This is a genomic window from Nocardioides sp., assembly GCF_030019515.1.
In the GTDB taxonomy this organism is placed as follows: Bacteria; Actinomycetota; Actinomycetes; order Propionibacteriales; family Nocardioidaceae; genus Nocardioides.
On sequence record NZ_JASEEQ010000010.1, the window covers coordinates 12,240 to 34,933 of the forward strand.

Annotated in this window: 22 protein-coding genes and 2 riboswitches; of the genes, 9 read left to right on the top strand and 13 right to left on the bottom strand. The window is 71.1% G+C overall.

From position 1 onward, the window contains the following. Nucleotides 1-3 precede the first annotated feature (3 nt). The 12 genes from QMC84_RS14565 to QMC84_RS14620 all read right to left on the bottom strand — a co-directional run bounded on the left by QMC84_RS14565 (nt 4) and on the right by QMC84_RS14620 (nt 11,077). On the bottom strand, nt 4-1,734 hold the full coding sequence (locus QMC84_RS14565) for a phage baseplate assembly protein V (RefSeq protein WP_300375769.1): 1,731 nt from the start codon (nt 1,732-1,734) through the stop codon (nt 4-6). After that, a complete protein-coding gene (locus tag QMC84_RS14570) occupies nt 1,734-2,405 on the bottom strand; it encodes a hypothetical protein (RefSeq protein WP_300375772.1) in 672 nt (223 codons plus the stop codon). Before QMC84_RS14570 ends, QMC84_RS14565 begins: the two co-directional genes overlap by 1 nt. Continuing rightward, nucleotides 2,402-2,587, bottom strand: coding sequence for a hypothetical protein (locus tag QMC84_RS14575; RefSeq protein WP_300375776.1), 186 nt, complete (start codon nt 2,585-2,587; stop codon nt 2,402-2,404). Before QMC84_RS14575 ends, QMC84_RS14570 begins: the two co-directional genes overlap by 4 nt. Nucleotide 2,588: 1 nt before the next feature. Next, complete coding sequence (locus QMC84_RS14580) at nt 2,589-3,050, bottom strand: phage tail protein (protein WP_300375778.1); 462 nt, start codon at nt 3,048-3,050, stop codon at nt 2,589-2,591. 1 nt (nt 3,051) lies between these two features. After that, nucleotides 3,052-3,489 carry a phage tail protein gene (locus tag QMC84_RS14585; protein WP_300375781.1) on the bottom strand — a complete coding sequence of 146 codons (438 nt, stop codon included), beginning with the start codon at nt 3,487-3,489 and terminating at the stop codon, nt 3,052-3,054. Nucleotides 3,490-3,515: 26 nt separating this feature from the next. Next, complete coding sequence (locus QMC84_RS14590; RefSeq protein WP_300375784.1) at nt 3,516-6,095, bottom strand: phage tail sheath subtilisin-like domain-containing protein; 2,580 nt, start codon at nt 6,093-6,095, stop codon at nt 3,516-3,518. A 22-nt stretch (nt 6,096-6,117) separates the two neighbouring features. Continuing rightward, entirely contained in the window at nt 6,118-6,708 is a 591-nt protein-coding gene (locus QMC84_RS14595; protein ID WP_300375787.1) for a hypothetical protein, read from the bottom strand. Then, the gene (locus tag QMC84_RS14600; protein WP_300375790.1) at nt 6,705-7,244 is read right to left on the bottom strand and encodes a DUF4255 domain-containing protein; all 540 of its coding nucleotides are present in this window, start codon (nt 7,242-7,244) and stop codon (nt 6,705-6,707) included. The genes QMC84_RS14595 and QMC84_RS14600 overlap by 4 nt, the downstream gene beginning before the upstream one ends. Further along, nucleotides 7,241-7,468, bottom strand: a complete 228-nt coding sequence (locus tag QMC84_RS14605) for a hypothetical protein (RefSeq protein WP_300375793.1) — start codon at nt 7,466-7,468, stop codon at nt 7,241-7,243. The genes QMC84_RS14600 and QMC84_RS14605 overlap by 4 nt, the downstream gene beginning before the upstream one ends. A gap of 95 nt (nt 7,469-7,563) precedes the next feature. Beyond that, nucleotides 7,564-8,448, bottom strand: coding sequence for a BTAD domain-containing putative transcriptional regulator (locus tag QMC84_RS14610; RefSeq protein WP_300375796.1), 885 nt, complete (start codon nt 8,446-8,448; stop codon nt 7,564-7,566). A gap of 546 nt (nt 8,449-8,994) precedes the next feature. Continuing rightward, entirely contained in the window at nt 8,995-9,651 is a 657-nt protein-coding gene (locus QMC84_RS14615; RefSeq protein ID WP_300375799.1) for a flavin reductase family protein, read from the bottom strand. Between the two features lie 31 nt (nt 9,652-9,682). Further along, nucleotides 9,683-11,077, bottom strand: a complete 1,395-nt coding sequence (locus QMC84_RS14620) for a cytosine permease (protein ID WP_300375801.1) — start codon at nt 11,075-11,077, stop codon at nt 9,683-9,685. 203 nt (nt 11,078-11,280) lie between these two features. On the opposite strand from QMC84_RS14620, the gene QMC84_RS14625 reads away from it, so the two are divergent. The 6 genes from QMC84_RS14625 (at nt 11,281) to QMC84_RS14645 (ending at nt 16,302) form a co-directional block, all read left to right on the top strand. Next, nucleotides 11,281-11,934 carry a GntR family transcriptional regulator gene (locus QMC84_RS14625; RefSeq protein WP_300375803.1) on the top strand — a complete coding sequence of 218 codons (654 nt, stop codon included), beginning with the start codon at nt 11,281-11,283 and terminating at the stop codon, nt 11,932-11,934. Nucleotides 11,935-12,035: 101 nt separating this feature from the next. Beyond that, on the top strand, nt 12,036-12,248 hold the full coding sequence (locus tag QMC84_RS22425) for a HutD family protein (protein ID WP_366145755.1): 213 nt from the start codon (nt 12,036-12,038) through the stop codon (nt 12,246-12,248). Next, a riboswitch (cobalamin riboswitch) is annotated at nt 12,243-12,440 on the top strand. Its footprint overlaps the gene before it by 6 nt. Before the next feature lie 52 nt (nt 12,441-12,492). Continuing rightward, on the top strand, nt 12,493-13,341 hold the full coding sequence (locus tag QMC84_RS14630) for a nitrite reductase (RefSeq protein ID WP_300375805.1): 849 nt from the start codon (nt 12,493-12,495) through the stop codon (nt 13,339-13,341). Further along, entirely contained in the window at nt 13,338-14,000 is a 663-nt protein-coding gene (locus QMC84_RS14635) for a precorrin-8X methylmutase (protein WP_300375807.1), read from the top strand. Before QMC84_RS14630 ends, QMC84_RS14635 begins: the two co-directional genes overlap by 4 nt. Next, nucleotides 13,997-15,520, top strand: coding sequence for a precorrin-3B C(17)-methyltransferase (gene cobJ / locus QMC84_RS14640; RefSeq protein WP_300375809.1), 1,524 nt, complete (start codon nt 13,997-13,999; stop codon nt 15,518-15,520). Before QMC84_RS14635 ends, cobJ begins: the two co-directional genes overlap by 4 nt. Then, nucleotides 15,517-16,302 (top strand): SAM-dependent methyltransferase, encoded by a 786-nt coding sequence (locus QMC84_RS14645; protein WP_300375811.1) that lies wholly within the window; start codon nt 15,517-15,519, stop codon nt 16,300-16,302. The genes cobJ and QMC84_RS14645 overlap by 4 nt, the downstream gene beginning before the upstream one ends. Here QMC84_RS14645 and cbiE read toward each other — a convergent pair. Next, on the bottom strand, nt 16,271-17,467 hold the full coding sequence (gene cbiE / locus QMC84_RS14650) for a precorrin-6y C5,15-methyltransferase (decarboxylating) subunit CbiE (protein WP_300375813.1): 1,197 nt from the start codon (nt 17,465-17,467) through the stop codon (nt 16,271-16,273). The genes QMC84_RS14645 and cbiE overlap by 32 nt on opposite strands. A 50-nt stretch (nt 17,468-17,517) precedes the next feature. Then, nucleotides 17,518-17,662, top strand: a riboswitch (cobalamin riboswitch). Between the two features lie 39 nt (nt 17,663-17,701). On the opposite strand from cbiE, the gene QMC84_RS14655 reads away from it, so the two are divergent. Genes QMC84_RS14655 through QMC84_RS14665 form a run of 3 tightly spaced genes read left to right on the top strand, consistent with a single transcriptional unit; the run spans nt 17,702 to nt 22,691 of the window. Next, nucleotides 17,702-19,645: a VWA domain-containing protein gene (locus QMC84_RS14655; protein WP_300375815.1), complete on the top strand. Its 1,944-nt coding sequence runs from the start codon at nt 17,702-17,704 to the stop codon at nt 19,643-19,645. Continuing rightward, nucleotides 19,645-20,259 carry a cob(I)yrinic acid a,c-diamide adenosyltransferase gene (gene cobO, locus QMC84_RS14660; protein WP_300375817.1) on the top strand — a complete coding sequence of 205 codons (615 nt, stop codon included), beginning with the start codon at nt 19,645-19,647 and terminating at the stop codon, nt 20,257-20,259. Before QMC84_RS14655 ends, cobO begins: the two co-directional genes overlap by 1 nt. Continuing rightward, the gene (locus QMC84_RS14665; RefSeq protein WP_300375819.1) at nt 20,253-22,691 is read left to right on the top strand and encodes a cobyrinate a,c-diamide synthase; all 2,439 of its coding nucleotides are present in this window, start codon (nt 20,253-20,255) and stop codon (nt 22,689-22,691) included. Before cobO ends, QMC84_RS14665 begins: the two co-directional genes overlap by 7 nt. Nucleotides 22,692-22,694 lie beyond the last annotated feature (3 nt).

Below are 22,694 nucleotides of genomic sequence, written 5' to 3' on the forward strand. Positions count from 1 at the left end.
CTCCTAGTTGATGTTGACCATGGCGCCGCGCAACCCGAGGGTCGCCGAGGCCTTGATGTCGAACGTGGTCGACGCCTCCAGGGACGCGGTGCTGTCGGCCTTGCCGGTCAGCTTCAGCGCCTTGAGGTCGACCGTGCCGCCGGCCGCCTTGAGGCTGATGTCGCCCTGGCTCGCGTCGAGGACGATCCCGTCGTCGGAGATCTCGATCCTGTTGCCCGCGCCCGATGCCTTCAGGGTGATCTTCGAGTCCTGGTCCGACAGGGCCACCTCGTGTCCTCCGGAGGTGGTGAGGAGGATGCCGCCGTCGGAGCCCTCGGTGAGCCTGAGCTCGTGGCCCGACGCGGTCTTCAGCGTGCGCACCGCGTTGTCGCTGTCAGGTGTGTACGGCGGTGCGAACGCCCCGCTCCACAGGCTGCCCAGCACGACCGGGTCGTCGGTGCTTCCGTCCACGAAGCCGACCAGCACCTCCTGGTCGACGTCCGGCACCACGTAGAGGCCCTGCTGGTCACCGGCGTACGGCGTCGCCAGCCGCGCCCACACCGCGTCGCTCGCCCCGGCCCAGGGGAAGGCGACCTTGACGCGGGCGTGGTCGTCGGGGTCGGCGAGGTCGGTGACGACGCCGATGACCAGCGTGCGACCCGACCCCGTCGCGGCGCGCGGCGCCGGCGGGGTCAGTGCGGCGGGGTGGCCGAGCCCGAGCTCGGTGGTGAAGCTGCCCCGACAGAGGCGGTGACGGACCGAGCCGAGGTAGAGCGGCCCACCGAAGCGGCTGCCGGCGCCGTCCACCTGGATCCAGGAGTCGCAGCGCAGGGTGGCGTCGCCGACGATCCGGGCCGAGCCGCTCACGTGGCGCAGTTCGTCGCAACGCGTGCGGCCCGTGGCGAGCAGGTCGGTCTCCGCCGTCGTCGCGATCGCGGGCGACGCCGGGTGGTCCTCGCGCAGGGCCCAGCCGAGGTCGTCGACGACCGACGTGTGGTCCCTGCGGTCGCCGGTGCCCAGCCCGCCGGTGGGCGAGGCGGCCGCCGAGGTGACCTGCTGCTGCTGGTCCGGGTCCCAGCCGTCGGCGTTCGCGCTGCCCGCGAGCGTCGCGACGTCCTGGGTGACGTGGAGCTCGACGAAGTCCTTGGTCCACCTCAGTGCGGGAGGCTGCTGCGCCGCAGCCGGTGCCCGGAAGACCAGCGTCCGGTCGCGGACGTAGGTCACGAAGCCGAGCTGCTCCGCCCGCGCGACCAGGATCTCCCAGGGCCGCTCCCGGTCGATCACCGCGATCGGGCGGGTGGCACCGGCCTCGGCGTCGGCCTGCAGGCCGTAGTCGCTGGCGATCGCCCCGGCCAGGTCGCCGTCGGTGGTCTCCTCGAGGATCCGCGAGCGGGCGGGGCCGGCCAGCAGGATCGACCTGCTGCGTGCCTCGACCCGCAGCGTCGGCGCCTGATCTGCGGTGAAGTGGCCGGTCACCGCCGTCACCACGCCGGCGAAGACGGTCGAGAGGCTGCTGTGATAGCCCAGGCTCACCTCGACCTCGGCGCCCGGCACCAGGGGGCCGGAGTCCGACCACCGCACCGCCCGCTGGTCGGGGTCCCAGTTCTGCACCAGCAGCGTGCATCGGGCGTGACGGTTGACCTCCTCGGCCACGTCGACCTCGATGACGTCCTGCGCGAGGCGGGGCTCGACGGGGGAGCCGCCGACCCTGAGCTCGATGGCGGGCCGATCCGTGCTCTGTGTGGACCCGGGCATCAGGACTTCTCCTTCGGCGGCAGCATCAGCACCGAGCCGACGTCGAGGACGCGCGGGTTGCGCAGCCGGTTGGCGGCCGCGAGCGGCCGCCACCACGCGGCATCGCCGTACACCTCGTGCGCGATCAGGTCGAGCCGGTCACCCTCGGTGACGAGCCAGGTCTGGTAGAGGTCCGGGGAGTTGGTGCGCTCGGTGGCCGTGCGCACCTCCGGGGCGACGACCTCCTGCAGCGTCGCCTTGACGGTGGCGCGCAACGGCAGCCCGCTGCGGTCGAAGAGCGTGTAGGTGACGTCGGCCTGGGTGAGCACGCCGCGGAAGTCGAAGGCGCCCCAGTGGCAGTGCAGGTAGTAGGGCTGGTGCGTGTCGGACTGCAACCGCGCCAGCCGCAGCAGCCCCTCGATGCGCTCCGAGACCCCGGCCGCCGACTCGAGCACGCCGGTGCCGTCGAAGAACAGGTCGAGCGCGATCTGGTCCGGCTCCCCACCGGCGTACGACGTGTCGGGCGTGCTGGCCCCCGTCGAGCGGGTGTTGCGGTAGAGGTTCTTGCGGGTGAAGGACAGCTGCGTCGGGTTGAACAGCGCCAGCCACGGTGGCCCGGCCGGGCGCCGGAACTCCTGGTCGGAGAACGGCTGGATGGCCAGCTTCGCCAGCTGACGCTCGTCGAGGATCACCGGTCCCACTCCTGCCTCAGGATCTCCAGCACCCGCTCGCTGGCGCGGCGCACCACGAGGTCGAGGTCGTCCCCGGAGAGCCCCGTACCGGCTGGGCTCGCGGCGGCGCCGCCCGCGCCGGCCGTGCCGGGCTCGCGGGAGAGCACGACCTCGGTGACGATCTCGGTGATCACGACGGGCATCTCAGCCCTCCAGCCCGACCAGGCGCAGCCCGTGGTGCGCGATCTCCATGGTCTCGACCGCGATCGCCGCCGACTGGGCGTCGAGGTCGGGGCCCGACATCTTCGCCGGCCAGCCGCGGGTGAACGCCCACGCCCGCACCGGCACCAGCTCGCCGTCGCGCCAGGTCAGCAGGTGAACCTGGCCGTCGCGGGGCTTGACCGAGCCGGTCGCGAGGAGCTCGTTCCACCAGGACCACAGGCCCAGCCCCGGGCCGGCGCCCTGCTTGAGCACCAGGTTGCCGAACCCGACCCGCGACGGGAACCGGTGGGTGAACCGGTTCTCCCCGCCCTCGGCGTACTCCTCGACGCCCACCTCGCCGCCGAGGCCGGAGCACTGCGAGAAGGTGTGGTCGTCCAGCCCGTCGATCTCGAGACGGAAGTGCGCGCCGAGATGCGGGTAGGAGCGGACGGCAACGGCGCTCACGTCAGGCGACCTCGACCTGGACGCCCTCATGCACGATCTCCATCGACTCGATGGCGATCTCGTTGCCGCTGCCCTTGAGGCCCGGGCCCTCGATCTTGACCGGCCACGCGTTCTGGATCTTCCAGGTCATCACCGGCTTGCGCTCCTCGTTGAGGAGGCTGACCGTGACGGTCCGGCGATCGACCGAGCCGGCGCTGATCGAGTTGTACCAGTCGAACAGGCCGGTGCCGGCCTCCGCCGGGACGATCCCGCGCTTGAAGGTGACGTTGCCGTACTTGCGCAGGCCGGGGATCTTCATGACCGAGAGGCTCTTGTCGTCGCCGCCGCGGTAGTCGACCGCGTCGGCCTCCATGGTCAGGCCGCTGACCTCGGAGAAGGACGAGGTGTTCTGGGAGTCGCCCCAGCTCACGTGGAAGTGGAGGGTGGTGAGGGGATACACGATGGTGGCCTTTCACTCGCTCGGGATCACTCGGAGAGCCGCTTGTGGCTGAAGCGGAAGACGACGAACTCGGCGGGCTTCGCGGGCGCGATCGCCACCTCGGTTATGACCAGGCCGTTGTCGATGTCGGCCTCGGTCATGGTCTGGCCGAGCCCGATCCGCACCCGGTAGGCCTGGGCCGCGGTGTCGCCGGCGAGCCCGCCGGAGCGCCAGAGCTGGTCGAGGAAGCCCTCGACGCTCGCCTTGACCCGCAGCCAGGTCGTTGCGATGTTGGGCTCGAAGACGACCCACTGGGTGCCGCGGTCGACCGAGACCTCGACGAAATTGAACAGCCGGCGGACGTTGATGTAGCGCCACGTCACGTCGTCTGTCGCGTTGCGTGCACCCCACACCCGGCTGCCCCGGCCGGGGAAGCTGCGGATCAGGTTGACCGACGCCGGGTTCAAGGCCTCCTGCCGGGCCTGGGTGTACTGCTGCTCGAGTCCGACGATGCCGCTGACCCGCTCGTTGCCGGGGGCCTTGTGGACGCCGCGCTCCCGGTCGGTCCGCGCCATCACGCCGGCCACGAATCCGCTGGGCGGCACGAAGCGGTAGCGTTCGGTGGACCTGGGGTTGAGGTCGAGGATCTGCACCCAGGGTGCGAAGACGGCGGCGTAGGACGACGAGACCGCTGTGTTGCGCCACTTGAGCACCTTGGTGTCGTCGCCCTTCGGGGCGTCCAGCACGGCGAACCGGCGGAACTTCTCGCAGTGCCGCACGAGCGCGTCGACCATGGCGTACTGCGCGAGCTCGTCGCCGAAGCCGATCAGGTCGGGGCAGGCGACCATCGCCGGCTCCGGCTCGAGGTCCAGCGCCGAGACCGCGCGGATGTAGTCCTGCGGTGTGGGGTCCACGTCCCGGCCGACGATGTCGGGAACGGCGAACGCCGGCATGGTCGTGGGGCTCGGTGCCCCGGCGCCACCCGCCCTCACCGCCACGGTGATGAGCGTGGAGACCGCGTTCACCACGCCGTCGCGGGCGTAGTACTGCGGGTGCTCGGGGTCGAGGGCGAGACCGCGGAACTGCTCGCCGACGCCCGCCCCCGAGACGGTGAGCGAGAAGCGCAGCGGATAGAACCGGGTGGCGACGAAGCGCCGCACCGCGCGGGTGCCGCCGGCGGCCGAGGCGACCGAGGCCGTCTCGGCGAACGACAGCACGTAGACGTCACCGCCCAGCGCCTGGACGTCGGTGACTGCGAGCAGGTCGGTCGCGCTGAAGCTGACCCGGTCGCCCTTCTCCGGTGCCCGGCCGCAGCGCACCAGCACCCCCTTGTCCGCGGTGTCGGGCACGAACTGCACCGAGGTGAACGACGCCGTCAGCGACGCCGCGTTGGCCGGGGCGTCGATCGTGAAGCCCGGCGTGGCGCCGGACGCCGCGCGGGTCAGGACGACGGGGGTGCCGGCAGCCGGCACCAGCCGCAGCTTGGTGTCGGCCGGCACGAAGCTGTACGCCGTCGTGAGCTGGTCGACGGTCGGGTTGGTCCAGTCGCGGGTCTCGGCGAACGTCTTGACCGACAGCAGCGCCTCGACCTCGATCGGTCCTGCCGGTGGCGGCTTGGGGAACCGGAACGCCTTGGTCGTGCCGGCGATCCACACGCCCTCGCTGCCGTCGCTGGCCCACGCGTGCAGCGAGGTGGTGAGATCGGTCTCGCCCGGCTCCAACCCGGCGCTCTCGAGCCAGGTGATGGCGCCGAGGGCGATGTCGGTCGAGCCGGCCGCCGCGATGCTTCCGTGGAACCGCTCCACCCGCTGGGTGAACTGCGAGCCCGCGGCCGCCGTACCGCTCGAGGTGGCGGCGGTGACCGTGAGCCCGGAGCCGTGCGGCGCGGCGTCGGTCGCCCGCCACGTGACCCGGGTGCGGTCACCGAGCTCGGCCTGCACGACGTCGCCCTTCTTGATGCCGGTGCCGGTGACGGTGAACTGGGTGGCCGCCGCGGGCACGACGCCGGTGATGACCGAGCCGGCCGGCAGTGAGAAGGCGCCGCCGGTGGTGCGGTGCAGCGTGACGGTCGTGGCGGTGACCGCGACGACCGTCGCCTCGGTGGACGTGGCCGCGCCGTTCGGCTGCAGCATCCGGACCTCGTCGCCCCGGGAGATGCCGGCGGTGCTGTCGACCTTGATCTCGGTGTCGCCGGAGAACGCCTTGGTCTCGAGCGTGCTGGCGCTGAAGAGCTGGGCGGACCCGCTGTCGCGGTCCGGCGTCGCCGCCACGACGAGGCCGACCGCCCACGACCCGGGCGAGCTCGCCGTGACCTGGAAGGAGTCGGCGGCCGCGCCGTCCTTGACCTTCCACGTCCCGGCGATGGACGGGTCGGCACGGACGACGAACGCCGCCGGACCGCCGTTCTCGAAGAAGCCGTAGACCGCCTCGGCGGTGTAGCCGTCGGCGGCGTTCCCCTCGAAGATCCGCTGGAAGTCGGTCCAGCCGCTGAGCCGGGTGGCGACGCGTACCGGCCCGCGCCTGGTGCTGCCGACGACCGCCAGCACGCTGGTCGAAGCGGGGGCGACCGGTTGCGGTCCGCTGGGGACCTCCTCGACGTACACGCCGGGGGCGAAGTAGGTGCTCACGGGTTGTCCTCCAGGGGTTTGATCACGCGGAGAGGACCGCGTGCAGTCGGGTGTCGGTCTGGAACGGCTCGAGGGCGAACCTGCCGGCCGGCTGGCCGTCGACCTCGAGGTCGAACGGTGTCTCGACGGCGGTCCAGTCGCGCAGGTCGGTGCGATAGGTGCCGGGGGAGCTGGGGACCGGGTCGGTGTCGATCGCCGGCTGCCCGGGCGGCACCAGGCGGACCGTGTGGCCGGGTGCGGGCGCGGGCGCCCTGGTGGTCAGCACGACGGTGACCGTCTGCTGCACCGGCGTCAGGTCGAGCGTGGCGTCGGTGGTGACCGTGAGGTCCGTCGTGGGGTTGGTGATCGTCGCCGCCACGAGTGGGTCGGCGACGCTGATCCGGACGACCGGCCGGCGCCGGTCGCGCTCGGCCTGAGTGAGGCCGGGGTCGTCGACGGTGTAGCGGGTCGGGGCGTGGACGACCACCTCGTCTCCCTCGGTGGCGACCGCCCACCACCACGGTGTCGGCGGAAGCAGCCGGGCGGCCAGGCCGGGCACCGGCCGCTCGGTGACGGCGTGGCGCACCCGCACCGTGTGCCAGACGATGCGGGGGTCGGGTGGGATGAGCGTCATGGCGCCCCCACGTAGTCGATCTCGTGGGACCGGGTCCGGCGCTCGCCGTCGGCGTCGGGCAGGAGCGGCGCCGGCGCGACGTCGACGGTGTAGAAGAGCGAGAGCCGGCCGTTGCGTCCCAGCGCGCTCCAGATCTGGTTGCGTTCGTCGGCAGTGGTGTTGCGGAGCCGGACCGTCACCCGCTCGACCTGCTCGGCCAGCGCCGGCGAGAGCTCGCCCGAGCCCAGGATGGGTCTGGTGTGGAACGCGGAGACCACGCGGGACAGCCGCTTCTGGGCCTCGTCGTGCTTGCCGACGTAGGTCAGGAGGTACTCCAGCCGCAGCTGCAGCGGCGGGCGCTGCAGACCGTTGAGGGTGTCGACCAACGGCCGGTTGCGGGTGTGCTCGTGCTCGTCGACGGCGATCAGCGCGATCACCGGCTTGTCCTTGGCCGGTGCGGTGTCGGCGTTGGAGAGCGAGTGCACCGTCCAGGTGCCGACGTCGGGGACCCGCGTCTGGAGGAAGGTGACCAGGGCGTCGGTGACGAGGTCGATCATGTGCCTGTCTCCCAGTCGACCTCGACGTCCTCGAGCGCGGCCACCGACTCCTTGATGAAGGCGTCGACGTCGGCGAGACCGCCGACCGAGTGGGTGCGCCGGGTCCGGACGTCGAGGATCCGGCCGCGCAGACGACGGATCCTGGTCGCGACCTCCCGGGGCTCGAGCCAGAGCTCGAGGTGGAAGCGGTGCTTGATGACGGGCTGGTTCGGCGCGAAGGCCATGCGCGATGATCACGCGGGCCCGGTCACCGCCCGGTCACCGTGATCTCGGGCCGGTCACCGGGCCGTCACGGCGCCGATCACGGCGCCGGTCACGGTCAGTCGCGCAGGAGCTGGTCGCGCTCGCGCCGCAGGTCGCGCAGCGAGTGCTGCAGTCGCATCGAGAGGCGGCGCAGCTCGGCGTTGGAGCTCTCCAGCTCGCGGATCGCCCGGTCGTACGACGCCGTCGACGGCCGGCTCGGCCCGGAGGCGACCCGGGCGACGGCGACCGTCTCGGGGAGCGGCTCGATCCCCAGCTCCTCGGCCAGGACGAGCCGGCACTTCTGCAGCTGGCGCTCGGCGAGCTGCGGCAACCCGGCGGCGGCGTACAGCTGCATGACCAGGCGGTGGAGGTCCTCCCGCAGCGGCTCGACGTCGACGGCGGTTTGCGCGTAGGGCAGGGCCTCCTCGGGCTCGCCGCGGTGCTGGTGCCACTGAGCGAGCCGGATCAGCAGCTGGAAGTGCTGGTCGGCGAGGCGGGCGCGCTCCGCGAGCGCCCACTCGGTGAACTGGCCTAGGAGGAAGTCGCCGCGGTACAGGTCGAGCGCCTGCTGGGCGAGCTCGGCATCGCGCTCGGTCCACCTGTCGAAACCCGCAAGCCTGGCATTCATCGACTCGAACTCGAGTACGTCGACCCACAGGTCGCAGTCCTCCGCCACCCTCAGCCCGTGGTCCGCGGTCGTCAGCACCGACTCACGGGCCACCCCATCCGGCTCGAGCTGGCGGCGGAGCCGCCAGATGGCCGTGTTCAGCCGCCGGCGGGTCTGGCCCTCGCTGGCGGGACGCTCGCCCACCGCGTCGGCCAGGCGACCTCGATCGATCGGGGTGCCGCGCTGCAGGAGGAGGCACGCGAACAGTGCGGTGGAGGCGGGCGTCAGCGGCAGTCGGCGACCGTCTCTGCTGAAGTCCCCAGTCCCGAAGAGGTGCCCGCAGACCGAAACCATTGCTCCAACTCCTCCCGAGGGACTTGTGCACTGCGGCAACTCCACGCGATCGATGGGGTGAGCCCGACTCTCCTGGGCAGGGGAGGATGCGGCCGCGCCACCGCTCTCCGGCCCTTCTGGAGGTTGGCTGTGAGGGCGTCGCGCACCCGCTGATGGCGCAGTCGACGGTCGGCAGGGCGGAGTCGTCGTCGACCCGGACCGACCATGACGGGTGCCTCCCTCGGTGGCGATCGATGCACGTCCGGCGCCGTCGTCACGGTCGGACGTCGGCTTCGGCGGTGAACGAAGGCGGTGCGGACATTCGTCGTGACGAGCAAACGACGATCTGGGGGCGTCCCGCAATAGTCACAACGGGCGGCTTCGGCAGGCGACCGTCGTGGGAGTGGTGCTGGCCCTGCTGCGCACCGCGCGCGTCGACGCGCAGGCACGCTGACCATGGCCCTTGCCCGACCTGCGAAACGGGATGGACCCGGACACCAGGTCGGGGGACGGTCGTGGTGTCCGGGTCCAGGGGGACGCTCGGGGGCGTTCTCCCAGGGGAGAGGGTCAGGTGGGTTGGCCGGCGAGGCCGAACGCCTCGGCCGGGTCGGCGTTGGGGACCTGCATCTCGAAGGTGTCGGTGACGACGGTGTAGTCGAAGTAGCCCATGCGGGCGATGGGCTTGATGCGGGGGATGTCGAGCCTCCCGTCCGGGGTGAGGACGTTGTCGTCGATGTGGATCCGTTGGACCTTGGCGAAGACGATGTCGATGGTGCCGACGTTGGAGTCACCGGTCATGCGGTGGGTGGAGAGGTAGCGGCACTCGAAGTGCACGGGGCTCTCGGCCACCAGCGGGATCGGCGCCAGCTCGGCGTACCCCTTGGTGACCCCGCAGCGGTCGAACTCGCTCTCGTGAGGCGGGAGCGCCATCGCGCTGATGTTGACGGCTTCGCGCAGATCCCAGGTGGCCATGTTCCAGACGAACCAGCCCGTCTGCTCGGCGTTGAGGACGGTGTCCTTGCGGCGGCCGTCGGGGTACTGGTTGGCGGAGAACATCACCATCGGGGGGTCGAAGGTGAGGTTCTGCCACTGGCTGTACGGGGCGAGGTTCGCCACGCCGTCCGGAGAGACGCTGGACAGCCAGCCGATCGGCCGCGGGACGGTGCAGCTCTTGAACGGGGAGAAGGGCAGCGGGCTCTTCTCGGTGGCGGGGTCGTACTTCATGGCGGAGGTCCTTGCGGGTGGAGGTCTGGGATCACTGATGGACGGTGGCGAGAAGATGGCGTGCCGCGGCCTCGTTGCGGATGCGTCCGGAGAATGCGTAGTAGAGGCCGCCGGCGACGACGAGGCCGAGGATCCAGGTGATCTCGGCGCCACCCATCCAGTTGGCGATCGGGCCGACGTAGAAGGTGCTGTTCATGAAGGGGATCTGGATCAGCACACCGAGCGCGTAGGCCACGAAGGCGCCCTTGTTGAATCGCCCGTAGACGCCGTCGGGGTCGAAGAGCGCGTCGACGTCGTACTTCTCCTTGCGGACCCAGTAGTAGTCGACGAGGTTGATGGCCGACCACGGGGTCATGAAGTAGAGCAGGAAGAGCAGGAAGTCGGTGAATGACGCGAGGAAGTTGTCGGTCGCGGCCAGCGCGATGGCCAGGGCGGCCGCGGAGATCAGGGTGATGTAGACGGCCCGGTGGCGAGGCGCGATGCGGGACTGGCGGGTCAGGCTGGTCACGATGGTGGCCACCGACATGTAGCCGCCGTAGGAGCTGAGCGTGTTGCCGGTGAGCTTGCCGCAGATCACCGCGAGCAGCACCACGGCGGAGAGCGCCCCGCCGAGGTCGGCCAGGAAGCCGACCTGGTTGCCGAGGAAGTCGACGCCGCCCAACGCGGCGGCCAGCGCGCCGAGGATCATCGCGGCCGAGGCACCGACGACGCTGCCGAGGAAAGTCCAGCCGATGGTGGCGGACTTGGGCGTGTCCTCGGGCAGGTAGCGGGAGTAGTCGGCGATGTAGGGGCCGAAGGTCAGCTGCCACGAGGCGGCCAGGGAGATGCCGAGGATGAACGGAGCGGCCGCGAACGTGCTGTCGGACAGGGCGTCCGTGGTGGCGGGCTCGGTGATCAGCTTGATGAACAGGCCGGTGAAGACCACCCCGCTGAGCACGGCCGCGAGGTGGGCGAAGCGATGGATGTGGCGGTAGCCGAAGATGGCGAGCACGGTGGACATCACGGCGAAGACCACCGAGCCCACCTCGGGCGACGTGTGGAACAGGCGCGACATCGCCTGGCCGCCGAGCACCAGGCCGGTGGCGTAGAACCCGAGGAAGATCATCAGCGCGAGGACGAGCGGGAGGATCGCGCCGAAGTAGCCGAACTGCGCGCGGCTCTGGATCATCTGCGGCACTCCGAGCCGCGGGCCCTGCGCGGAGTGCAGCGAGGTGAAGAAGCCGCCCACGACGTTGCCGAGGATGACGGCGGGGATCGACCACAGGGCGGTATTGCCCAGGATGACGAAGAGGGCGCCGGTCACCACGGCGGTGATGGAGGTATTGGCGGCGAACCACACGAAGAGGAGGCTGCGTGGGGAGCCATGGCGCTCGTCGAGCGGAACGTGGTCGATGGATCGCTGTTCGATGCTGGAGCTCGTAGCCATGACGGTCCCTAATCTCTGGGCGTTCACTCGACCGAGCTGGTGCGGTCGTGTGAGCAGCGTCTCAGTGGTAGAGTCCGTATGCAACCAGTATATCGGTGGCATATCAAGAGGTCGGACGGAAAATTCTCGTCCGGCAATGCGGCGCCGATCGTCCGGCCCGGGCGTGGGCCGTAGGATCGCTGGACCAAGGAGGCCGTAGAGCGATGATCGAGACGGGCAAGGCTGCGCAGGCCTACCGCGACATCGAGCGCATGGTGGTGTTCGGCGAGATCGAACCGGGCTCCCTGGTCTCCGAGTCGTTCCTGATGGAGCAGACGGGGCTTGGTCGCACGCCCGTGCGCGAGGCGTTGCAGCGGCTCTCGCGCAACCGGATGGTGGAGATCCATCCGAACAAGGGCGTGCTCATCCCCTCCACCTCGGTGGAGGCGCAGCTGCGCATGCTCGAGCTGCGACGCGTCCTCGAGTCCCTGGCGGTTCGCCTGGCGTGCGAGCGGGCCGGTCAAGCCGATCGCGACGGGATGGGTGCCATGGTGGAGCGGCTCGAGGGGGGCGGCTTCGATCTCAAGGGCTACGCGGAGACGGTGCGTGGCACCCACGACCTCATCGTGCTGGGAGCTCACAACGAGTACCTGGCCGACGCGATGGCCCCGTTGCAGGGCCTCTCCCGCCGGTTCTGGTTCACGCACGTCACCGACGTCGACACCGAGATCAAAGCCGGTGCCAACCTGCACGTCGCCATCCTGAAGGCCATCCTCGACAGGGACGCCGACGCCGCGGAGGCGGGCGCCTTGGACCTGAACGACTACCTGGTCGACTTCTCCTACGCCACCCTCGGCCAGCAGGTCAGGCGCCGGTGATCGCGCAGCGCGCGTTCGGCCGGCCTGGTGTCTGGGATAACAGACACAAGACCGTCGGGTGACTCCTGCGGCGGATCCGTCTTGGCATTGGAATGGCACCCATGAGCTTGCACCTGAAGCGGAGCCACGAACACGAGCGCCGTCGCCGGCGCAACGGCGGGGGAACCACGACGGAGCTGGCGAGCTTCCCGCCTGGGGCCGACGCCGGCTCCGACTTCGCATGGCGGGTCAGCCTGGCCGACGTCGTGCAGTCCGGTCGTGATCGGCCGACCGTCAGGGGTCCGGCTGCGGCCTGCGCGCGTCGTTGGCCGTAGAGTGCCCCTGCCAGTCAACCTCCGATGTCGGAGCCAGGGAACCCGGTGAGAGGCCGGGACTGACGCGCAGCGGTATGGGTGACGGGCGAGGCACGTAGCGATACAGCCACTGGATCGAGCATGGGGATCCGGGAAGGCGCCCCGTCCGGTCGATCCCGAGTCCGAAGACCTGCTGGCCCTAGCGGCGATCGCCGCCAGGTCGAACGGATCCCGCGCCCGGGTCCCAGGCCCGAAGGACCAGCCGGTGGCGATCACCTACCGCAAGCGCAGCGATCGGTGTCCCGGTGCGCTGCGGCCGTGGCCGGCCGAGGACGGCCTCCTCGTGCGGCTGCGCCTGATCGGCGGGCGCATCTCCGCGACCAGTCTGCGTTCCCTGATGTCGGTTGCCGAGGAGTACGGCGACGGCCGGGTCCATCTGACGTCGCGGACCAACCTGCAGATTCGTGCGCTGCCCTCGCATGACGGCCGACTTCCCGACGAGGTCCTTGCGGCCGTCGAGGCCACGGGGCTGCTACCCAGCCAGGCGCACGACCTGGTCCGCAACGTGATGGTCTCGCCGCAGACAGGATTGGCTGGGGGACGGGCGGATCTGCGTTCGGTCGCTGCTGCGCTCGACGCGGCGCTGTTGTCGGAGCCGACCCTGGGGGAGTTGCCCGGCAGGTTCCTCTTCGTGCTCGACGACGGCAGGGGAGACCTCCTCGATCGACGCTGCGACCTCGGTCTGGTCGCTGCCGACGCCGCAACATGCCAACTGCGGATCGGGGACGGGCACGGCCCACTCGTCGCGCTCGATCATGCTGCCGAGGAGTTGGCTGAGCTCGGGCTCCGGTTCCTGAGCAGGCGGGGGAGCGGACCGACGGCGGCATGGCATGTCCGTGAGCTCCCGTCCCAGCTCGCGGCGGCGTCGGCACCCGATCCACGACTTCCGCAATCCGTTGGCCCGCTGGCGTACGGCGAGGTGCCCGGCGGCCACCACCTGGAGGTCCCCGAGGGGCTGCTCGACCGTGCCTTGGTCGATTCGCTCACCTCTGTCTCAGAGATCCTGATCGTCACGCCCTGGCGCGGCGTCCTCGTCCCGGGGGAGTCCCGATGACCCTGTCCCGCCCACCGTGCCGCTACGAGTACGTCGACAATGGCCCGGCCATCTACGTCGACTCCTTCGCCACCATCCGCCGAGAGGCCGACCTGTCGGCGATCCCTGTCGACGCCGAGAAGCTGGCGGTGCGGATGATCCACGGAAGCGGACAGGTCGATCTTGCTGCCGACCTCGTCGTGCATCCGCGGATGGTGTCCGCAGCGCGCACCGCCTTGGAGGCGGGCGCGCCCGTGCTGTGTGACGCGACGATGGTGGCGACCGGCGTCACCCGGAGCCGTCTACCGAAGGACAACGATGTGTTGTGCTTCCTCAACGATCCCCGGGTCCTGGGTCTCGCGAAGCAGTGGGCAACCACGCGCACCGCCGCTGCGGTCTCGCTGTGGGAGCCCTACCTGGACGGTGCCGTGGTCGCGATCGGCAACGCGCCGACCGCCTTGTTCCATCTGCTCGAGCTCATCCTCGATGGCGGTCCCCGGCCCGCTGCGATCGTCGGCTGCCCGGTCGGTTTCATCGGTGCCGCAGAGTCCAAGCAGGCCCTTGTCGACTTCCACGGGGAGCATGGGATCGACATCCCCTTCGTCACCGTCCGCGGTCGCCGTGGCGGCTCGGCGATGACCTCCTCCGCGCTCAACGCACTCGCCCAGGAGATCGAATGAACGGCACCTTCACGGTCGTGGGAATCGGCCCGGGCGATCCGGAGCTGATGACCCTCAAGGCCGTTCGCCTCATCAGCGAGGCGCAGGTCGTCGCCTTCCACGCGGGGGTGAGGAAGCGGTCCCACGCGCGGCGGATCGCCGACTCCGTGATCCCCGTCGGGGTCATCGAGGAGGAGCTGCGCTACCCGGTGACGACCGGCACCACCGACCATCCCGGCGGGTACGTCGGCGCGATGGCCGACTTCTACGAGGAGTGCGCCGCACGGCTCTCCGCGCACCTGGACGCTGGGCGGGACGTCGTACTCCTCGCCGAGGGGGACCCGCTGTTCTACGGCTCGTCGATGTACCTGCACGACCGGTTCAAGGACGTCTATGACAGCGCGGTGGTGCCGGGTGTGCCTGCGTTCGCTGCGGCGACGGCTGCGGTCTCGACGCCGTTGGTCAGGCAGGCCGACGTCCTCACGGTGCTGACGGGCACGCTGCCTGAGCCCGAGCTGGCCCGCAGGCTGGCCGACACCGACGGCGCGATCATCATGAAGCTCGGTCGTACCTTCCCCGCCGTGCGGTCCGCGCTGGAGCAGGCCGGACGGCTCGATGGTGCGTGGTACGTCGAGCGTGCCTCGCAGGCGGAGGAGCGTTGGCTGCCCGTGGCCGAGGTGGACCCGGACTCGGTGCCCTACTTCTCGCTGGTCTTCGTGCCGGGTGACACGGCGCAGACGCCGAGTGCGGAGCGCATGCGCGTGGGCCTCCACGATGCCGGACCTGTGGTGGAGGAGAGGCCCGCGGCCGAGCTGCTGGTCGTGGGTCTGGGCCCGGGACCGGACGGATGGCTGACTCCGGAGACCGCCGATGCGCTTGCCGGCGTCGACCATGTCGTCGGCTACGGACGCTACGTCGAGCGGGTACCGCAACGCGCCGGCCTGACGCGCCACGCCAGCGGCAACACGGTCGAGGTCGATCGCGCCCGTGCAGCGCTCGACCTGGCCCGGGCAGGGGAGAAGGTGGCCGTGGTGTCCGGCGGCGACGCCGGCGTGTTCGGGATGGCATCGGCTGTCTTCGAGGCCGCCGAGGATCCGGCGTACGCCGACGTCACGATCCGGGTCCTGCCCGGACTGAGCGCGGTCCAGGCGGTCGCGGCACGCGCTGGCGCGCCGATCGGTGCCGACTTCGCCGTCGTCTCCCTCAGCGATCGGCTCAAGCCGTGGGAGGTCGTCGAGCGACGCCTGCGAGCCATCGCGGAGGCCGACCTCGTGCTCGCGATCTACAACCCGGCTTCGCGCTCACGGACCGGACAGATCGCCACGGCTCGCGACGTGCTCCTGGAGCACCGGAAGCCGGACACGGTGGTCGTCGTCGGTCGCGACATCGGCCGGGCCGAGGAGTCGCTCACCGTGACCACGCTCGGCGACCTCGACCCGGCCACGATCGACATGAAGTGCCTGCTGATCGTCGGCGCCACGTCGACCCGCGTCACGCGCGGCCGGGTCTGGACGCCGCGGTTCGTGAAGGCTGGCGCATGACGATGCCTGCCACGATCGTCCACTTCGTCGGGGCCGGCCCCGGCGCCGCCGATCTGTTGACGGTGCGCGCGACCAGGCTGCTGGGCGAGGCGGACGTGGTGCTCTATCCGGGCACCTACCTCGACCCCGACGTCCTCTCCCACGTGAGCCCGGGTGCCGAGCTGGTGGACACCCAGGGTCTCGACCTCGACCAGATCAGCGCTCGGCTGATCGCCGCCGCTCGAACGGCCAAGCAGGTGGTGCGCCTGACCTCCGGAGACCCCTCGCTGTACTCCGCCCTGGCTGAGCAGACCCGGCGGCTCGCCGCTGAGGGAGTCGCGTGGGATGTGACGCCCGGCGTGCCGGCGTACGCGGCGGCCGCCGCGCTCGTCGGCACCGAGCTCACGGTGCCGTTGGTGAGCCAGTCCGTCGTGCTGACCCGCACCCGGGCACGCTCGAGCGCGATGCCAGAGACCGAGGCACTCGCTACCTTCGCCAGCACCCGCGCGACCTTGGTCCTCCATCTCGCGATCACCCGGGTGCGGGCGCTGATGGCCGAGATCGAGCCGGAGTGCGGCGCCGACTGTCCCGTCGTGGTGGTCCACCGGGCCAGTCAGCCCGGCGAGCGCGTGCTGCGCGGCACGGTCGCGACGATCGCCGACCTCGTCGACGCCGCAGGCCTCCGGCAGGCGGCCGTCATCCTGGTCGGCCGGGCACTGGCCGATGACGGCGGCGAGTCCTGGCTCTACGCCGCTCACCGCGACCGGAGCGTCACGAGCCCTTCGCGTACGCCCACTGGGTGACGGCACGTCCGGGCGTCCAACCGGTGAAGGTCCCCACCGGCCCGGCCGACTCGACGGAGATCCGGGTCAGCTCGCCACCATGCTCCTCGTAGAGCCGAGCGAGCACCTGCTCGGTCTCCAGGGTGACGCCGTGGACGACGATCCGACCCTGGGCACGGAGGGCGTCGAGGCAGGTCTCGATGACGCCGGGTCGCGACGCGCCGCCGCCGACGAAGATCGCGTCCGGTGTGCGCAGTGCGGCCAGCGCTTCGGGAGCACGGCCTTCGACGACCTCGAGCCCGGGCACGCCGAGTCTGGCGGCGTTGCGTCCGATCCGCTCAGTGCGCTCGGGATCTGCCTCGACTGCCGTGGTCGTGCAGGTGGGATGGGCCCGCATCCATTCGATCCCGATCGAGCCGGCTCCCGCACCGACGTCCCACAGATGCTCGCCGGGCACGGGGGCCAGACGGGCCAGCGCGGAGGCGCGCAGGTCACGCTTCGTCAGCTGCCCGTCGTGCTCGAAGACCTCATCGGGCAGGCCCGCGGTCCACGAGGCGTAGGCCGCCGGGCCGGTCGCTTCGATCGCCACGATGTTGAGTCGCGAGTACGGGCCTCGTCGCTCGGTCGCCGCCGAGGTGCTGCTCGTCTCGTCGGGCGAGCCGAGGTCACCGAGCACGGTCACGATCGAGTCGCCATATCCGTCTCGGCACAGCAGGTCGGCGACGGCGTCGGGAGTGGTCTCGTCGGAGGAGAGCACCAGGATGCGGCGACCAGGCGCGAGCTCGCGGCGTACGAGCGAGACGTCGCGTCCGACCACGCTCACGGTGGCGTGCGACTCGGCCGGCCAGCCCATCGCCGCGCGTGCGAGCGCGACCGAGGACACGGCAGGGATGACCTTGACCTGATCTGCGCCGACGGCGTCGATCAACGTCGTCGCGATGCCGGAGACGAGCGGGTCACCCGACGCGAGGGCGACGACGTCCTGCCCCTCGAGCGTGGCGAGGAGCGCCGCCAACCCCTTGCGCAGCGGCGAGGGCCAGGTCTCGCGCCGCTGGCCCTGGATGGCGGGCACTAGGTCGACCTGGCGGCGTCCCCCGAGCACGACCGCAGCCCTCTCGACCTGCTCGCGGACCGGTCCCGGGAGTCCGTCCCAGCCGTCGGCGCCGATACCCACCACGATGATCACGCGGCCAGACGCTATCGTGAGGCCCGCAAGGCGAGAGGTGCCCCAACCGCCCAGCCGTCGGAAACGGTGGTGACGGTGGACGGGGAGAATCAGGGAAGCCGGTGAGATTCCGGCACAGGCCCGCTGCGGTGAACCGAGCCTCCTTCAGGGAGGACTCGACAAGTCCGAAGACCGGCCTCCCGCCTGGCCTCTGCGGCAGCAGGCCGCGGAGGACGAACCGAGCGGGAGCCTCACATGCCACTGCACTACCCATTTTCCGCCGTCCTGGGCTGCGATGTCGCCGGCCAGCTGGACGACATGGGGCTCGCGCTGGTCCTCACCACGATCTCCCCGGAGATCGGCGGCGTTCTGGTGCGCGGGCAGAAGGGCACCGCCAAGTCGACCGCCGTCCGCGGGCTCGGCGCGCTCTTCCCACCACTGGTCGAGCTGCCGATCGGCGCCACGGAGGATCGCGTCATCGGCTCCATGCAGCTCGAGTCCGCGCTCGCCGAGGGCAGGATCGAGGTCGAGAAGGGGCTCCTCGCCCGCGCCGACGGCGGCCTGCTGTACGTCGACGAGGTCAACCTGCTGCACGACCACCTGGTCGACCTGCTCCTCGACGCCGCGGCGATGGGTCGCGTGACGGTCGAGCGCGACGGCATCTCGGTCGAGCACGACGCCCGATTCGTCCTGATCGGCACCATGAACCCCGAGGAGGGCGAGCTGCGCCCGCAGCTGCTCGATCGGTTCGGCCTCACCGTCGAGGTCGCGGCGCCGCGGGCGCCCGAGCTCCGGGCGGAGGTGGTCCGCCGCCGGATGGCGTACGACGCCGACCCGACCACCTTCGCCGAGACCTACGCCGCCACCGAGAAGGAGCTGGACGGCCGCGTCCACGATGCGCGCGCAGCGCTCGCCGACGTCGTGCTCTCCACCTCGGCGCTGTTGAAGATCGCTGAGGTGTGCGCAGCCTTCGAGGTCGACGGCCTGCGCGCCGACATCGTCACCGCCCGCGCCGCCGTCGCCCATGCTGCCTGGGAGGGCCGCACCGAGGTCACCAAGGCCGACATCCGGCGGGCCGCGACCCTCGCGCTGCCCCACCGTCGTCGCCGCAATCCCTTCGATGCGCCCGGCCTCGACGAGGAGCTGCTCGACCGGATCCTCGGCGGCGACGAGCTTCCGCCCGAGCCGCCGCAGGGGAGTGCGCCCGACGACAAGCCGGAGGACGCGACCCAGGCCGATGGGCCTGAGCCGTCGCGCGGCCCGGCTCCCGAGGACGACACCGATGCCGACGACGGCGAGACTGACCCGAGCGACCCGGACGCAACCCTCGGCGCCCCCGAACGCCCCCAGCATCCCCAGCCCGCCCACGCCGCCGGCGACGCGACGACGGTGGCCGCTGGCTCGCCGTACCGACCGAAGCTGTTGACGGTCCACGGCCTCGGAGCCGGAGCCAGCGGCCGGCGCAGCCGGGCGATCACCACCACGGGACGCCGGATCGGTGCCACCACGCCGACCGACGGCCGCGGAGGGCTGCACCTGCTGGAGACCATCCGCGCCGCTGCACCGCACCAGGCACGCCGCGGTCGGACAGCCGGCCGGATCTCGCTGCAGCGCGACGACCTGCGCGTCGCCGTCCGGGAGGGACGCGAGGCGAACCTCATCCTCTTCTGCGTCGACGCCTCCGGCTCGATGGCCGCGCGCGAGCGCATGACCCAGGTCAAGACCGCGGTCCTGTCGTTGCTCCTCGACGCCTACCGTCGCCGCGACAAGGTCGGCCTCATCACGTTCCGCGGTGACTCCGCCGACCTGGCGCTGCCGCCGACCCACTCCGTCGACGTCGCAGCCGTGCGGCTCGAGGAGCTCCCCGCCGGTGGGCGCACTCCGCTCGCCGAGGGCCTCCTGGAGGCCGCGAAGACCTTGGATCGCGAGCGGCTCCGTGACCCGCGCCTACGACCGCTGCTGGTCGTCGTCACCGATGGCCGCGCGACCGCCGGGCCCGATGCCGTACCCCGCTCGCGGCAGGCCGCCGAGCATCTCGCCGGCATGGAGATCGCCTCCGTCGTCATCGACGGCGAGGCTGGTCGACTCCGGCTGGGACTCGCCGTCGACCTGGCGCACCGGCTCCGTGCCGACCACATCCCCGTCTCGGAGATCAGCGCCAGCGCGTTGACCTCCGCCGTCCGAGAGCGAGTCGCCTGATGCCCCAGGGAGTTCCCACCACCGTCCCCGACGACGGCCTCACCACACGCCAGCGCCGCAACCGGCCGCTGCTGATCGTCCACACCGGCGAGAACAAGGGGAAGTCCACCGCCGCCTTCGGCCTCGGACTGCGCGGCTGGAACCAGGGTTGGAACGTGGCGGTCTTCCAGTTCGTGAAGTCGGCCAAGTGGAAGGTCGGAGAGGAGTCGGCGTACCTCGCGCTCAACACGGTCCACGAGCAGACCGGACAGGGCGGACCGGTGCAGTGGAACAAGATGGGCGACGGCTGGTCCTGGTCGCGCAAGAAGGGTGAGGACGAGGACCACGCGCAGGTCGCGCGTGACGGCTGGGCCGAGATCAAGCGCCGGATCCTCGCCGAGGAGCACGATCTCTACATCCTCGACGAGTTCGCCTACCCGCTGAAGTGGGGCTGGATCGACGCCGCTGAGGTCGCCGACTTCCTCGAGAGCCGGCCGGGCCACCAGCACGTCGTCATCACCGGTCGCAACGTCGCTCCCGAGATCATCGAGGTCGCCGACCTGGTCACGGAAATGACCAAGGTCAAGCACCCGATGGACGCCGGCCAGAAGGGCCAGAAGGGCATCGAGTGGTAGGCCTTCCTCGTCTCGTCATCGCCGCACCCACCACCGGGCAGGGCAAGACGACGATCGCCACCGGGCTGATGGCGGCACTTCGCATCACCGGTCACGAGGTGAGCGGGCACAAGGTCGGACCGGACTACATCGACCCCGGGTACCACGCGCTCGCCACCGGCCGTCCGGGCCGCAACCTCGACCCGCACCTGGTGGGGGAGGACCAGATCGTCCCGTTGCTCCTCCACGGCGCACGCAACGCCGACGTCGCCATCATCGAAGGCGTCATGGGCCTCTACGACGGCCGTCTCGGCACCGACGGGTTCGCCTCGACGGCTCATGTCGCGACCCTCACCCGGTCCCCGGTGGTTCTCGTCATCGATGTCGCGCGGATGTCCCGCACGGCTGCCGCGATCGCGGCCGGCATGGCGGCGTACGACGACGACGTGGACATCGCCGGAGTCGTTCTCAACCGGACCGGCTCGGCACGCAACGATGCCGAGATCACCAGAGCCCTGGAACGAACCGGGCTGCCCGTCCTCGGGCGCCTGCCGCCCGACGAGGACCTCGCCACCCCGTCGCGCCACCTCGGACTCGTTCCCGCAGCCGAGCGCCATGGCTCGGCCGCGATGCTGCACCGGCTCGGCGCGCAGGTGGCCGAGCGCATCGACCTCAGCGCGATCCTCGAGGTTGCCCGAGCGGCTCCCGGTCTCGATGCGACGCCCTGGGATCCCACGGACCACGTACACGCGGGGAGCGCGGGCCGTCCCGTCGTCGCTGTGGCAGGTGGTCGCGCCTTCACCTTCCGGTACGCCGAGACCGAGGAGCTCCTGCGCGCCGCCGGCTGCGATGTCGTCCCGTTCGACCCGATCAGCGACCCGACGCTCCCGCCGGGCACGCGGGGCATCTATCTCGGCGGCGGGTTCCCCGAGGTCTACGCCACCGAGCTCGCCGCCAACCGACCACTGCTCGACCAGCTGCGACGAGCCGTCGGTGCTGGTGTGCCGACCGTCGCGGAGTGCGCGGGCCTGCTCTACCTGTCCGAGAGCCTCGACGGTGTGCCGATGGCAGCCGCGTTGCCGTTCGCAGCCACGATGACGGAGCGGCTGAGCCTGCGTTACCCCACCGCGACGGCCGGCACGGACTCGCTGCTCACCCGGGTGGGCGAGGAGGTCACCGGTCACGAGTTCCACCGCACGCAGACCGACCCGGTCGGCGGCGAGCACCCTGCCTGGATCGTCGAGGGAGATCGGATCGGACACGCCAGCGACACGATCCACGCGTCGTACCTCCACGTGCACTGGGCCGGCCACCCGCAGCTGGCGCAACGCTTCGCCGACGCCGTGCACCGGGCGACGCCCCACGAGTCCGAAGCACTGGCCCGTCCCGACGACTCGCGGAGTCTCGCGGTCCCGGGAAGCGTGACCGTGCACGACCCGCTGCGCCACCACGGCGACGCGGAGACCGCCGCCGACCTCCTGGACTTCGCTGTCAACGTGTACGACGCCCCGCACCCGCCTTGGCTCGACCGGGCCCTTCGCGGGTCCTTCGCTGACATCGCCACCTATCCGGATGCAGCTCCTGCCACTGCCGCGATCGCCCAGCGCCACGGCCGCAAGCTCGACGAGGTGCTGCCGACCGCCGGTGCGGCCGAGGCATTCAGCCTGATCGCGCACCTGCGACCTTGGCGGAGGCCAGTCGTCATCCACCCCCAGTTCACCGAGCCGCACGCCGCACTCGAGCAGGCCGGGCACCAGGTGACCACCGTGCTGTGCCGCCCCGAGGACGGTTTCGCCCTCGACCCCGCCGCCGTGCCCGAGGACGCCGACCTCGTGGTCGTCGGCAACCCGACCAACCCGACCGGCGTCCTGCACCCGGCCGGGTTGATCAGGCAGCTGCGCCGCAAGGGCCGGCTGGTCGTGGTCGACGAGGCGTTCATGGACGCCGTACCGGGTGAGACGGAGTCCCTGATCCGTGAGCGCCTCCGCGACGTCTTCGTCATCCGGAGCCTGACCAAGCACTGGTCGATACCCGGCATCCGTGCCGGCTACGTCGTCGGCCACCGCCTCGGCATCAGGCACCTCGCTCGCCAGCAGACGCCCTGGTCCGTCTCCACGCCGGCGATCGCCGCAATGATCGCCTGCTCCACGCACGAGGCGTCGAGCGAGTCCCGCGAGCGCGCGATGACGCTGGCCCACTGGCGGGACCTCCTCCAGGGGGGCCTGCGCGGCCGCGGCATCGAGACGGTTCCCTCGAGCGGGTCCTTCGTCCTGGCCCGGGTCGGGCGGGGCGTGCACGCAGCGTTGCGCGACCGCGGCATCGCCGTACGCCGCTGCGACACGTTCCCCGGCCTCGACGCGACCTGGGTCCGCATCGCTGTTCGTCCTCCGAGCACGACGGTCCTGCTCCTCGAAGCCCTCGAGCACATCCGCACACCGCAACCCACCCACTGACAG

Bases quoted from the DNA above. Each gene is read 5' to 3' on its own strand.
- QMC84_RS22425 (WP_366145755.1), top strand. From the start codon at position 12,036: ATGAGCTTGCACCTGAAGCGGAGCCACGAACACGAGCGCCGTCGCCGG.
- QMC84_RS14565 (WP_300375769.1), bottom strand. From the start codon at position 1,734: ATGCCCGGGTCCACACAGAGCACGGATCGGCCCGCCATCGAGCTCAGG.
- QMC84_RS14575 (WP_300375776.1), bottom strand. From the start codon at position 2,587: ATGCCCGTCGTGATCACCGAGATCGTCACCGAGGTCGTGCTCTCCCGC.
- cobJ (WP_300375809.1), top strand. From the start codon at position 13,997: ATGAACGGCACCTTCACGGTCGTGGGAATCGGCCCGGGCGATCCGGAG.
- cobO (WP_300375817.1), top strand. From the start codon at position 19,645: ATGCCCCAGGGAGTTCCCACCACCGTCCCCGACGACGGCCTCACCACA.
- QMC84_RS14605 (WP_300375793.1), bottom strand. From the start codon at position 7,468: ATGGCCTTCGCGCCGAACCAGCCCGTCATCAAGCACCGCTTCCACCTC.
- QMC84_RS14620 (WP_300375801.1), bottom strand. From the start codon at position 11,077: ATGGCTACGAGCTCCAGCATCGAACAGCGATCCATCGACCACGTTCCG.
- QMC84_RS14655 (WP_300375815.1), top strand. From the start codon at position 17,702: ATGCCACTGCACTACCCATTTTCCGCCGTCCTGGGCTGCGATGTCGCC.
- QMC84_RS14610 (WP_300375796.1), bottom strand. From the start codon at position 8,448: ATGGTTTCGGTCTGCGGGCACCTCTTCGGGACTGGGGACTTCAGCAGA.
- QMC84_RS14600 (WP_300375790.1), bottom strand. From the start codon at position 7,244: ATGATCGACCTCGTCACCGACGCCCTGGTCACCTTCCTCCAGACGCGG.
- QMC84_RS14615 (WP_300375799.1), bottom strand. From the start codon at position 9,651: ATGAAGTACGACCCCGCCACCGAGAAGAGCCCGCTGCCCTTCTCCCCG.
- QMC84_RS14645 (WP_300375811.1), top strand. From the start codon at position 15,517: ATGACGATGCCTGCCACGATCGTCCACTTCGTCGGGGCCGGCCCCGGC.
- QMC84_RS14635 (WP_300375807.1), top strand. From the start codon at position 13,338: ATGACCCTGTCCCGCCCACCGTGCCGCTACGAGTACGTCGACAATGGC.
- QMC84_RS14625 (WP_300375803.1), top strand. From the start codon at position 11,281: ATGATCGAGACGGGCAAGGCTGCGCAGGCCTACCGCGACATCGAGCGC.
- QMC84_RS14595 (WP_300375787.1), bottom strand. From the start codon at position 6,708: ATGACGCTCATCCCACCCGACCCCCGCATCGTCTGGCACACGGTGCGG.